The organism is Psychrobacillus sp. FSL W7-1457, assembly GCF_038593405.1.
GTDB lineage: Bacteria > Bacillota > Bacilli > Bacillales_A > Planococcaceae > Psychrobacillus.
In genome coordinates this window covers 2,846,399-2,860,187 of record NZ_CP151993.1, presented here as the reverse complement: position 1 = coordinate 2,860,187, position 13,789 = coordinate 2,846,399, and the positions used below count along the sequence as shown (strand labels likewise).

8 protein-coding genes are annotated in these 13,789 nt (G+C 33.5%); 5 read left to right on the top strand and 3 right to left on the bottom strand.

Going from position 1 to position 13,789, the window contains the following annotated elements:
• Positions 1–77 precede the first annotated feature (77 nt).
• Complete coding sequence (locus NSQ95_RS13935) at positions 78–1,610, top strand: helix-turn-helix domain-containing protein (protein ID WP_342559804.1); 1,533 nt, start codon at positions 78–80, stop codon at positions 1,608–1,610.
• Positions 1,611–1,984: 374 nt separating this feature from the next.
• Here the strand turns inward: NSQ95_RS13935 and NSQ95_RS13930 are convergent.
• From NSQ95_RS13930 to NSQ95_RS13920, 3 genes are all read right to left on the bottom strand, one after another.
• Positions 1,985–3,123 (bottom strand): IS3 family transposase gene (locus tag NSQ95_RS13930; RefSeq protein WP_342559786.1). Its coding sequence is split into 2 segments (ribosomal slippage): positions 1,985–2,898 and positions 2,898–3,123, totalling 1,140 coding nucleotides; the frame shifts between segments, so codons are not numbered across the junction.
• 540 nt (positions 3,124–3,663) lie between these two features.
• On the bottom strand, positions 3,664–4,005 hold the full coding sequence (locus NSQ95_RS13925; protein ID WP_342560817.1) for a tyrosine-type recombinase/integrase: 342 nt from the start codon (positions 4,003–4,005) through the stop codon (positions 3,664–3,666).
• 171 nt (positions 4,006–4,176) lie between these two features.
• The gene (locus NSQ95_RS13920) at positions 4,177–4,428 is read right to left on the bottom strand and encodes an Arm DNA-binding domain-containing protein (protein ID WP_342559803.1); all 252 of its coding nucleotides are present in this window, start codon (positions 4,426–4,428) and stop codon (positions 4,177–4,179) included.
• 811 nt (positions 4,429–5,239) lie between these two features.
• Between NSQ95_RS13920 and NSQ95_RS13915 the strand changes: the two genes are divergently transcribed.
• The 4 genes from NSQ95_RS13915 to NSQ95_RS13900 are packed head-to-tail and all read left to right on the top strand — an operon-like array spanning position 5,240 to position 13,163.
• Positions 5,240–7,078 carry an N-6 DNA methylase gene (locus NSQ95_RS13915; protein WP_342559802.1) on the top strand — a complete coding sequence of 613 codons (1,839 nt, stop codon included), beginning with the start codon at positions 5,240–5,242 and terminating at the stop codon, positions 7,076–7,078.
• Between the two features lie 35 nt (positions 7,079–7,113).
• Entirely contained in the window at positions 7,114–8,604 is a 1,491-nt protein-coding gene (locus NSQ95_RS13910) for a class I SAM-dependent DNA methyltransferase (RefSeq protein WP_342559801.1), read from the top strand.
• 5 nt (positions 8,605–8,609) lie between these two features.
• Positions 8,610–9,794 carry a restriction endonuclease subunit S gene (locus NSQ95_RS13905; protein WP_342559800.1) on the top strand — a complete coding sequence of 395 codons (1,185 nt, stop codon included), beginning with the start codon at positions 8,610–8,612 and terminating at the stop codon, positions 9,792–9,794.
• 30 nt (positions 9,795–9,824) lie between these two features.
• Positions 9,825–13,163: a DEAD/DEAH box helicase family protein gene (locus NSQ95_RS13900; protein ID WP_342559799.1), complete on the top strand. Its 3,339-nt coding sequence runs from the start codon at positions 9,825–9,827 to the stop codon at positions 13,161–13,163.
• Positions 13,164–13,789 lie beyond the last annotated feature (626 nt).

Sequence of the window (13,789 nt, the reverse complement as noted above, 5' to 3'; positions counted from 1 at the left end):
ATATAATATATGTACCTAAAACTGAGTATAGTTCATCTGCTCAGTTTTTTATTAAACTGAAATGAGGTAACACAAAAATGAATCAAAATTATGATTTCTTAATAGAAAGTGAAATAGATAATGATTTGGAGCGATTTTTGTCAACTAGAAGTGTTTTATTTAATTTGGAACCGATAGGTATAGGTACTCCGTATGTTGAGAGTTTATCAAGTTATATTGCTAGATTGGCTGAAATGCATAGTGTTAAAGAAACGATTTTACTAAAAAATGTTATTTCTCCACTAATGCTAAATAAAAATGTAAAAAATGAACTTTCTATACGTGGCATAATTAGCAAAATGCACCTTATAAATGGTTTCTCAGTATTAAGTTTGGAGTGTATTCATAGTATTGAGAAATTAACTAGTAGACAGGATATACAGTATACCACAATGACAGAATGGAGCGGTTTATTTAATAAAAATGTAGTCTCTTGTAACAGAAGATGGTGTCCTTTATGTTTGGAAAAATTTAAAGAGGACTTAGGTTTAGTTTATGAACCACTTCTTTGGGCAATTTCAAATATTATGATATGTGATATACATCAAATAAAACTACAAGAATTTTGCCCTCACTGTAATAAAAAATTAAATTATATTCATAGTAGTTTAATAGTTGGACATTGTCAGTATTGTTTAAAATGGCTAGGGGATGTAAGTACTAATGAGGACAAAATACATTCATACGATCAAAAATTTATAATTGAAAATTATAAGCAGTTATTTGAAGTCGCTCCTAGTTTAAATAAAGTACCTATTAAATATCTCTTTGGCAATATTCTTCAAAAGATAAGAGTTCAATTAGGGTTTAGTAGTATGCAATCATTTTCAAAATTTTTAGAGGTAAATAATACACAATTGTTTTTCTGGATAAAAAATAAAAGTAGCCCTTCTCCAGAAAAGCTATTACAGATTGCCAAGAAATTAAACTGTACTATTTACGATATAATATCGGAAAAAGATTTACATATAAAAGTAAATCCGGATGATTTTAAAGGGGTAAGTAAAAATAGTACTATTTGTAAGATAGAAATGGAAAGCCATTTAAGAAGTGCTGCTTATTCAACTAATACACCAAAAAGTTTATCTAAAGTTTGCAAAGATGGAAATTTTAGTGTACCAACAGCTAAAAGACATTTCCCTAAATTAAGCAAAATTATTTTAGAAAAATTTGCATTAAATCAAAAAGAATCCATTATACAGAAGAAAAAGGATATAGAAGTTATTTTAAAAACAATATTGACTCAACAAATACCTCAGAGCTTAAAGAAAAGCCTAGAGGATTATGGATTATCTGTTAGAGTGGCACAAAAATATCAACCTGAATTAAGTAAAATAATTGTTGAAAGAAATCAAAAATATATTAATGAATTAAAGGAAAGAAGGATTAAGTCATATGAAGATGAAATAAAAAGTATTATTTATAAACTTCTTCAAGAAGGGATATTTCCAAGTCGAGGGAATATAAGTAAGAGGATTTCAGATCCAAACATATTTTTAAATGGGCATTTTAGAACATTTAGGATGGAAATTTTAAAATCTTTAGGATATACAAATATAGAACATATTTAAGACTTAATTATCAAAGAATTAAAAGAAGGATACCATAAAGTTTCCTAAAGTATAAAAATAACTCATAAAGTTTTTTAAAGTATAAAATTTATGCTTTATTTGGTTCATTTTTTAAAGTTTCTTTATACAAGTAAATTTAATTAATTATAATAGTTAACCCAAGGGGTGGATCTACGTCAATATCCTGGACACAAAAAAGTTAAGTCCCTGTCAGAACGGCATCCAATCATGGAGCGTCCTGTATCCAGCGAAACCAATCAAGTGAAAGACCGTACTTGACAGCTTTCGCTGGATACAGGAAATACAAGCCATGGATGTCGTCCTGAAAAAATGTGTAGGTAGGGGTAACTCAGGAAAACGAGATGCCTTTGCTATCAAACCGCTTCTTTTCGGCATAAGTCCTCTAATTGTTGAGGTGTTAGATAGTTAATAGCTCCATGAATTCGTTTTCGGTTGTACCACGATTCGATATAATGAAATAGGGTCAATCGGGCTGTTTCAAAGTTGATATAACTAGATTGATATACCTCTTCTTTTTTCAAAATCGCATGAAAAGACTCGATACATGCATTGTCATACGGGCATCCTTTACGACTGAAAGATTGTTTGATTTTTGCTTCTTTCACTGCTTTTTCAAAGTCTTCACTAGTATACTGGCTGCCTAAATCGGTATGTAAAATTAGTCCTTCTTCTGGTTGTTGAACATCGATTGCGTTCGCTAAAGCTTGTAAAACAAGTTCTGTTGTCATCGATTTGGAAAAGGAATAGCCAACAATTTTTTTCGTGTGTAAATCTAGGACGGAAGCTAAATAACACCAGCCGTCTTTTAATGTATTAATATACGTAATATCTGCAACCCATTTTTCATTAATGCTCGTCGTTTCAAAATTTTGTTCTAACAGGTTTTCGCGTTCCACCACTTGCGCATTGGAGGAAGTTGGTCGGTACTTCTTCACGATCGTTGATCGAATTCCAGCCTTTTTCATGATTCGCTGCACTCGGTTTAAGCTGAAATCGACCTTTTCTTGTGTTAACAGATAATGAATTTTTGGTGCACCATAGCGACCTTTACTCTCCGCATGTATAGTTTTTATGCGTGCTAAAACCGCTTCGTTTTCCATGGCATACGAAGATTTTACTTTATGGAACGACTGGTAATACGTACTTCTGGACACTTTTAGCACATCACACATCAATTGGATAGGAAAGTGTTCTTTCTCCTTTTCGATATGGTCAATAATCTCTTGGTCTGTTACTTTCTTGCGAATATGGTCATAGCCTTTTTTAGGATGTCTACCTCCTGTTGAAGCCGAAGGTTTTCCTTTTGAATTTCTGCGATTTGAGACGGTGTTAAACCCCCACTGTTTTCGATTGGGGAGTGTGCTTTAATCCATTTATAAATAGTTACTTCAGAAATACCATATTCGCTACTGAGATTACTCACAGGTGTACCAGATCTGTGGAGTTCGACAATTGTTTGTTTAAATTCTTGGTTATACCGTTTTTGTTTCATTCCGAACACTTCCTCTCTATTTATAGGATAGAGACTTAACTAATTTGTGTCCATACATCCATACTAGCATCAGGGGTGTAAGGCTGGAAACTTTATGGGTAACACGCTGTTATATGGTTTATGTCACAGAAAGACAAAACCTTGATATATCAGGTGTCTTTGAGTATAAGCGTCATAGAAAGTCATTGTTAATTAGTCAAAACTTAGTCAAAAACTATTCAATATCATTATTAGTATTCTAGTAATTTATAAAACGTTGAGCTGTTGTTTGAGCTTGTTCAGTAACGTGAGCATAGATTTTCATTGTAATTTCAATATCTAAGTGACCGAGTATTGCTATAACTTCGCGCGGTGGCGCACCAGTCTCCAAAAGTAGTGTAAAGCGGCGCGTATGGCGTAATCCTTGTGTAGAAATCTCCTTAAGATTAAATTCTTTTTGGATTTTTTCATCCAACGATGCGAATAGGATGGATTAAAGTAGTCATTGCTTTTATTATGAAATAACAATTTCTTTGTATCGGGAAGCCGCTTCTTTTTTAACTATAGCTTTTGTTGCTCTTTCCAAGTAGCTAAAGTGTCTAACGTAGCTTGATCCATATAAACTTTTCGTGTTTTACCGTTTTTCGGTTCTTTTATATACAATACATCTTCAGGACTGCAAGAGAGTGCTTTAGTGATTCGAATTAGTCTTTTATCAAAATCTATATCCTTCCACTTTAAAGCAAATGCTTCTTCTTTGCGTATTTCGCTGTAAGCCATTGTCAGTAAAAACGTATAAATCATAGTATTTATGCCACTCTTCGCCGCTGTAAAAAATTCGTTTAGCTCATTTACTGTAAAAAAGTTACGCTCAAATAAATCTGCTTCTACTTCTCCATTTATTTTTTTCTCCGGCTTTGGCCTATCAATCAGCTCATGTTATTTTTTTGAATATAGTCCCGCTTTAAAGCCAATTCAAATATCAAAGAACTATACTTAATAACATCTTTAAATTTTTTCAGCTTTTAGGATACTTATTGATAAATTGCTGGCCCATTTCAACTGTTATTTGATCTATTTTATATTTTCAAAGGCTAGGTAGTTTATGTTTTCTAATAATTCCGACTGTTTTTCGAGGGTACTTGCTTGTACAGTTGCGTAATATTGAACCAGCCAGTCGTCGTAAATTTCTGCAAAGGATTTAGACTTTTTTACGGCTTTTTGAGGAGAAGAATCCAACTTTCCAGTGGCCAATAGGAACTGCAAATTTTTAAGTTCATCAGCAGCCTCTTTTCTAGTTTTAAAGCCTCGCTTTGTTGTTGTCATTTGTTCTCCTACTGCTGTTGGGACAACTTGGAGACAATGTTAGTATATCAGCTCAGGAGCTAAAAAATATATAAAAAAGACAACCAAGAGCAGTGATTGTCTTATGAAAGCATTTATTTATCTTTGTCTTTATTAATTTTCTCTACTGCTAGCATCCTAGCTTGATTATCTATGAAATCATATATATTCATTGTAATGTTTATTTTGCAACTATCGATCCGTTAATAATAGATTCTTGATGTAATTTATAATTTTGCATTGTTACCAGTCCTTTTCAATAATTGGCAGGGATTGTATTCCGAGTTTTTAGAGAATTCAAGGTTTAGAGAAAATTATATTTTTTTAACAAATTATTTTTTTCGTTATCAACATTTAGAAATTATGTTCGATTGCTTGAGAATTTTAATTATCCTAATAAGAAAAATCTTCAAGTGCAACGGTTATATAGTGAAGAAAATATCATAAAGATTAAAGAGTTTATGTGATTGATTATAAAAAAGAAATGGCTGTTAATAAAAGCTGTACAACTTGTAATTATCGAATATCAAGAGGAAACAATAGTGTCAACAGTTGAAAAGTTGATTGAAAGATGAAATTGAAAAGAAGTAGGTATTCAGCAAAGTTTATGAAAATATAGAAGTGGGGAGTAATCATCGTTTTTTTTATATACAAGGAAAACAGTAATAGAATGTAAATATACAATTTATAAAAAGTAAATAAACTAATTATATAAACTTAGTATTTACATTACTAAGTTTATATATTATATTTAGTTATAGCATATCGAGTCTTAAAATCAAGGAGAATTCATATGGAATATGAAATTAAAAAAGTTTATGAAGTAATTCACTCAATTGATAAAAAGGGTTCAGTAGAATCGGTATTAGTAACAATGGGTGCGGTATTGGCGGTTTTTAAAGAAAATTCATCAGATATGGCTCAAGTAATTAAAAGTCAAGACGTGATAGGGAAAGTTCAAAAAAAGATAAGTGAATTGCCAATAGAGAACAATTTTAAAGAAGTAATGATTCAAGAGTTCAATGAGATTTTTACAGCAAGCCATACAAATACACTAGTAAGCGCATTGCTTAATTTTGAAAGCGTGATTCAAAAAAATTTATTAGGTGAAGTTTTTGACAATTTAATTGGCATTGTAGGGGTAAATGCTCGAGAATTATTTATCACCCCTGATCCGATTAACGATATTGCAATTAATTATTTGAAGTCTGATCAAAAAGTTGATTTTCACGACGGGACAGCTGGATACGGCCAGACTGCCATAAAATTTTCGCAAAATACACCTGAAGCACGACTCTCATTACAGGAAATTAACCCTTTAGCAGCAACTGTATTGCGACTAAGAATCTACTTAAATGATATTGATGGTGAAGTAATAATAGGAGATTTAATTAAAAACCCTGGCTTTATTAAAGATAATAAATTGATTCAATATGATCGTGTGTTTATGGCTCCACCATTCGCTATGCGTTTTAGAAAAGATGTATACGAAAAAATTAATGAAGATCCATATGGGCGATTCATCTATGGGACCCCACCGCGTTCACAAGGAGATTCTGTATTTTTAAGTTATGGTCTAAGTGCAACAAAAGAAGATGGTAAAGCAGCTTTCTTATTACCTCAAGGGGTGTTATTTAGAGGTGGTCCGGAGAAAGAGATTCGCCAACGATTGATTGATTTAGATTTAATAGAAGCGGTTGTTGCATTACCATCATTGTTACAGCCTTATACAGCTGTCAAACCGATATTATTACTTTGTAACAAAAATAAATCTGAAGCTCGTAAAGGTAAGATTTTAATGATTAATGCGGAAGATCTAGCTGATATAAATAAACGTGAAACTATATTAAAAAAGGACGATATAAATTTCATTAATAATATAATAATTAATGGAAAAGAAGTGGAAGAACTCAGTGTTTTTGTGTCTAAAGAAGAGATTCGTTTAGCTCAATTGACACCTAATAGCTATGTTTATAAGGCTCAAACACAAGTGAATGAGTTTGGCAAAGTAACTATTGAAATAAGGGCTTTAGAAAAGATTCCTACTACGCAACTCTCAGAATTAGTTGAAATTTATCGCGGTTATAATGCCTCACCGAAAGATGAAGCGGAAGACGGAGAATATGCGGTTGTAAAAATTTCAGATGTTCAAGAAGGTAAGGTAGATGTTGATAAATTAACCCGCTATTCAATCAAAAATAACGCCAAAATAGACACGAATCGTATTCAACAAGGTGATATCTTATTATCAGTGCGCGGTGTTAATCGAAAGACAGCGTTATTTATAAGCAATCGTGAGAATGTTTTGCTTTCTCAAAACTTCGCAGGAATACGCTGCGGTAAGCTATTAGATCCGGAGTATTTAATCCTCTACTTTGAATCACCAGTGGCACAGTTCTATTTTGATAAGCACACTGTAGGTTCAACTATTGTTACTTTGTCAGTTAAGGATTTAAATAAGCTGCCGGTGCCGCTTATTTCAATAGAAGAGCAACGAAATATAGTCGAGGCCTATAAAGCGGAACAACTCACAATTAAAGAAGAGTTAGCACGCTTAGAAGAACGACAAAAACAATTAAAATTACAAGCATATGAATCAATGGGAATCGATAAAGCCTTTACAATTTTGTAAAGGCAAAGGTTTCTATAAATCGGGAGGAAAACTAGATGATTACAGGTGAAATTAAAAACAAAATAGATGGTATTTGGACAACTCTTTGGACAGAAGGTAACACAAATCCATTAACAAATATTGAGCAACTAACGTATTTAATCTTCAATAAGAGCTTAGATGAAATGGAGTTAAATAAAGAAAATGAAGCTACATTTTTAGGATTAGAGTATCACGGTATTTTCTCTGAAATGCCAGCTGATTTTAATGCCATTCAACAAGAACATTGGCCAACAGTGCGATGGACGCAATTTAAAAACTTACCCGCGCAAGAAATGTATGAAGTAATGGTGAATACAATATTCCCGTTCATCAAATCATTAGGTGGCAGAGAGGATTCAGCATTTTCGAAATATATGAAGGATGCGATCTTCCAAATTAATAAGCCAGCAACATTGCAAAAGGTGGTATCGGTTCTTGATAGTATCTCAATGGATGACCGGGATACACAAGGGGATGTATATGAGTATTTGCTATCCAAGTTACAAACGGCCGGTACAAATGGTCAATTCCGTACGCCGCGTCACATTATTAATATGATTGTTGAATTAATGAAGCCAACACCAGAAGATACCATTATTGATCCAGCGATGGGTTCAGCTGGATTCTTAGTTTCAGCAAGCGAATATCTGCGCAAAAATCATAAAGACTTATTCTTAGTCCAAGGGTTAAATGATCATTTCCATAAAGGAATGTTCTACGGTAATGATATGGATACAACGATGCTGCGTATCGGTGCAATGAATATGATGATGCACGGGGTAGATGAGCCAAACATTGAATACCGCGATTCATTATCAGAGGACAATAAAGAGACAGAAAAATATACATTAGTATTAGCGAACCCTCCGTTTAAAGGGTCTTTAGATTATGAAGCAGTATCAAATGATTTATTAAAGGTAGCGAAAACGAAGAAAACAGAATTACTGTTCCTTTCACTAATTTTACGTGTATTAAAGCCAGGAGGACGTGCTGCTGTAATCGTTCCAGATGGGGTGTTATTCGGTAGTTCTAAGGCCCACAAAGCGCTTCGTAAAGAAATTATTGATAACCACAAGCTAGAAGCGATTATTTCAATGCCAAGTGGTGTATTTAAGCCATATGCTGGAGTATCAACAGGGATTATGATTTTCACAAAAACAGGTACAGGCGGCACAGATGATGTATGGTTCTATGATATGAAGGGAGATGGTTACTCATTAGATGACAAGCGTATACCAATTGCAGTTAATGACATTGACGATATCATTGCCCGCTTCGGTAACTTAGTTGGAGAAACAGACCGTAAACGTATAGAGCAATCATTCTTTGTGCCAGTAGATGAGGTTCGTGAGCAAGGGTATGACCTTTCTATTAATAAATACAAAGAAATTGCTTATGATGAAATAAGCTTTAAATCTCCTAAGGAAATTATTGAAGACCTTGAGCTTCTAGAAGAAGAAATTAAAATTGGATTCAGAGATCTTAAAGATTTATTGAAGGGTTGATTAAATTGGAATATAAAATTGATAATTTATTTGTTTTTATTAGAAACGGAGCAAATATAAAACAAGGCGAACAAGGTGGATATCCAATAACACGTATTGAAACTATTTCGATGGGAGAAATTAATCGAAATAAAATGGGTTATGCTGGAATAGAAGATATAACAAAGTATGAAAGTTATGTTTTAGAGCAAGATGATATTTTAATGTCTCATATTAATAGTGAAAAACATTTAGGAAAGACGGCGCTTTACGAAAAAATAGGTGATGAAATAATAATTCACGGAATGAATTTGTTGGGTTTAAGAGCAAAAAAAGAATTAATTGTTCCAAAGTATGCAATATATCTATTTCAAACATTAGATTTCCGTATAGCGCTAGGTAAAATTGTTAAAAAGTCAGTTAACCAAGCCAGCTTTGCTGTAACAGATTTTAAAAAAATTAAAGTAAATATACCTTCATTAGAGAAACAGAGATGTATTGTTCAAGTTTTAGATAGCTGCAAAAGTTTAATGGAAAAACGCCAATCTCAAATAACGTCATTGGATGAGTTATCGAAAAGTTTGTTTTTAGAAATGTTCGGAGATCCTGTATATAATACCAAAAAATGGATGTTGACTAAATTAAATGAAATTGGGGATTGGAAAACAGGAGGTACACCTTTAAGATCTGAGAAAGATTATTATACTGGAGATATTCCTTGGCTATCTTCTGGAGAATTAAATGATATATATACTTTCGATAGTCAAGAACATATTACAGAAAGAGCAATTAAAGAGTCATCTGCTAAATGTGTAGAAGAAGGTTCATTATTATTAGGTATGTATGATACAGCTGCACTTAAATCTACAATTAATAAAGTCCCTTGTACTTGTAATCAAGCAATCGCTTTTGCAAAAATAGATGAATCGATAGTGTCTACAATTTATCTATATTATTTTATTCAGTTTTCAAAGGAATATTTGAAGAGAGAACAACGTGGGGTACGTCAAAAAAACTTAAATTTAAGTATGATTAAAAATTTAATTGTAATGAAGCCACATCTAGATTTACAAAAAGAGTTCGAGGAAAAGGTACTGGTAATTTTGGAGAAAAAAGAATTGCTTAAAAGAGCACTCATAGAAGTTGAATCCTTATATAAAGCTCTTTTACAAAAAGCCTTCATAGGTGAATTATTTCAAGACCAAGTGTAACACCCATATTTCTAAAAAGGGGATAAAGTAATGTCAAACTTTAAATTTCTAGCAAATAAAGAACCCTTTAAAACTTTTGCTAGTGCTTGCTTAGAAGCCGAAAAGGCAATGCAAGTTAGTCCAGCGACGTGTGCGATTTTATCACGCCGCGCGCTGGAATTAGCGGTTAAATGGGTGTATCAGTTTGATAATGATGTGAAGATTCCATATCAAGATAATTTGTCGAGTTTAATTCACGACCGTCATTTTTTAAGTATTATTGACGAAGAATTACTACCAATGATGAAGTATATTGTGAAATTAGGTAATGCAGCGGTTCATACCAATGTCGTGATTACACACGATGAAGCTGTACTTTCTTTACATAATTTGCATCAGTTTATTTCGTGGATTGATTACTGCTATGCAGAGGAGTATACGGCCACAGATTTTGATGAATCTATTCTATATACAGTTGAGTATACACGTGAGCGCCCTGAGGAGCTTAGCAATCTCTATGAGAGATTAAGTGCTAAGGATAAATCGTTAGAAGAATTACGTAAACAAAACGCAAAGTTACGTGAGCAGTTAACCGCAAATCGCCTGGCGCAACAAGAGCAGTATAATTTTGAAGTAGATACGATTTCTGAGTTTGAAACACGTAAACGTTATATCGATTTGGATTTGAAATTAGCAGGCTGGGAGATTGGGAAGAACGTTATTATTGAATATCCTGTTAAAGGAATGCCTAATAATGCAGGTGAAGGCTTTGTTGATTATGTGCTGCTTGGTACAAATGGTAAAGTATTGGCTGTTGTAGAAGCGAAACGTACGTCACGTGATTCGAAAGAAGGTCGTAATCAAGCACGGTTATATGCAGATTGTATTGAACAAGCTCAGGACATTCGTCCAATAATTTATTATACGAATGGCTTTGAAACCCATATTTGGCACGATGAATATGCCGCGCGACGTACGTCTGGATTTTATACGCAAGACGAACTCCAGCTGCTTATCGATCGCCGAGCATTAAAGAAGCCGCTTATCAATATTGAGATCAATGAAGATATTACAAATCGTTATTATCAAAAAGAAGCAATCTTAGCGATTTGTGATGCGTTTAGTAAAAACCAGCGTAAAAGTTTATTAGTAATGGCCACAGGGAGCGGGAAGACACGTACTGCGATTTCGTTAGTCGATGTATTAACAAATAATCACTGGATTAAAAATGTGATGTTCTTAGCGGATCGCACCTCACTCGTAAAACAAGCTTTCCGTAATTTTAATACGCTATTACCAAACTTATCACTATGTAATTTACTTGAGAAGAACTCAAATCCAGAAGCAGCGCGGATGGTATTTTCAACATATCCAACAATGATGAATGCGATTGACGAAGTGAAAAGTAAAGATGGCAACCGGCTGTTTACGGTAGGACATTTTGATTTAATCATTATCGATGAATCACACCGTTCAATTTATCAAAAGTATAAAAGCATTTTCGACTATTTCGATGGGATGATAGTGGGTTTAACTGCTACGCCTAAGGATGAACTAGATAAAAATACGTACACAATTTTCGATTTAGAAAATGGGGTACCTACCTTTGCTTATGAGCTTTCAAAGGCGGTAGATGATGAGTATTTAGTCGATTATCGTACGCGGGAAACAACGCTGAAAATTTTAGATGATGGTATTCATTATGATGATTTAACAGTCGAGGAACAGCAAGAATTCGATGAGATTTTTGAAGATGATCCTCGAGTAAAGGATATTGATAGTTCAGCCATTAACAACTTTGTATTTAATAAAAATACAATTGATAACGTTTTACAGGACTTAATGGACCACGGAATCAAAGTTGAGGGCGGCGACAAATTAGGGAAGACAATTATTTTTGCTAAAAACCATAAGCACGCAATGGCTATTAAAGAGCGATTTGATTTGAAATTCCCGGAATATGGCGGCAATTTTGCAGAAGTTATTGATTATAGTGTGGAATATTATCAATCATTAATCGATGATTTTTCTGATTCGACAAAAATGCCACAAATCGCGATTTCAGTTGATATGCTGGATACAGGAATCGATATTCCCGATGTATTGAACTTAGTGTTCTTCAAAAAGGTGCGCTCGAAAACGAAATTCTGGCAAATGATTGGACGAGGTACACGTTTACGACCAGATTTATTTGGTCCTGAAAAGGATAAAGAGTACTTTTTGATCTTTGATTACTTGAGAAACTTCGAATACTTCCGTGCGAACGAAAAAGGTGAAGAAACGAAAATCACACAAACACTAACTGAAAAGTTGTTTAATTCTAAAGTAGATATTGTGCGTGAATTGCAAGGTACTCAGTATCAAGCAGCTCCATATTCTGCTTATCGAGCTCAATTGTTGGATGAAATTTTAGCTGATGTACGTGCATTAAATGATGAAAACTTCCGAATTCGTCAACATCTACAATATGTGCATAAGTACCAAAATGAAGAGAACTGGCAAGCGTTAACGGTAGTTCAAACCAATGAGGTAAAGGAAAAGATCTCTCCGCTGATTACACCAATTGATGATGATGAATTAGCGAAACGTTTTGATTTACTAATGTTAACGATTGAATTAGCTAGTCTACAATCAAATAATGCAACAAAGCCGATTAGACGTGTAGTAGATACTGCTGAAGCTTTATCTAAGTTGGGTACAATCCCGCAGGTCTTGGCGCAAAAAGACATCATTGATGATGTGCGCACAAGTGAGTTTTGGGAAGAGGCATCTATTGCTGATTTAGAGAAGGTGCGTATTGCATTACGCGATTTAATCCGTTATATTGAGCGATCAAATCAAAAAGTTTATTATACGGATTTTCAGGATGAAGTAATGACTGTCGCAGAAAATGCCTCTATCTTAAATGTGAATGATTTGAAAAGTTATCGTAAAAAGGTCGAGCATTATTTGAAGGAGCATCAGCACGAAGACACGCTAGCGATTTATAAGCTACGTAATAACAAGCCACTAACGAAACAGGATGTTGAATATTTAGAGCAGATTCTCTGGAAGGATTTAGGCTCTAAAGAAGAGTATCAGAAGGATTATGGAGATACGCCTGTAACGAAGCTTGTGCGGAAGGTCGTGGGCTTAGAACGTCTAGCTGCTATGCAAGCCTTCTCAACATTCTTAAGCGAACAAAATTTAAATCTACAGCAAACTCAATTTGTTGAATTAATTATTGATTACATCGTGAAGAACGGCACATTAGAGCGTCAGGCACTTCAACAAGATCCTTTCAGCTCACTGGGGGGAATAATGGTTGTATTTAAAGAACATTTGCCAAAAGCTAAAGGTGTTCTAGATATTATTGATATGATTAATCGCAATGCAGAGGATATTTCATAATTGCAAAGAGTGTCTATATTAAATTATAGCTGAAGAAAACAGGATTCCAATAAGAAAAATTAAGATATTTTCCTGAAATATTTAAGAAAGTTAGTTATAGGTATACGGCGTATTTAAAAGAAAGAAGAAAAAGAAAAGTTGAATCAAGCTCAGAGGAAATTGAAAGGATTGCAAATGAGTTGTATCAAAAAGTAATTTATCCAAGTACTTGGAAGGTGAGAGAAGTTACAGATTATAAAGGTATTTTTTTACGAAGAAACAAGAGAGGGGTGGAGAGAGATAGTTATAAGACTAGGCTATGTGTCAAAAAAATAATTAAAATTATCTTAAATAATGAATCGACCATAAAATTTCCTTAAGTATTAAAATAAGTCATAAAGTTTCCGAAAGTACAGAAATATATATAGGAATTACCTAATGTTAGTTACCAGGAAGGGTATTTATTATAAATTTGTACCTTAAAATATTCTGTAAGACTACATGGCTCTACAAGTGGAAACTTTATGATTTATCTGAAGGAAATTATATGTTTTATGTCACATGTCAAAACCCTTGTATATCAAGGGTTTTTTCTTATTGTCGAAATAAAATAGGGCTATTTCGTAAATCCAATAAAAGATTTAATA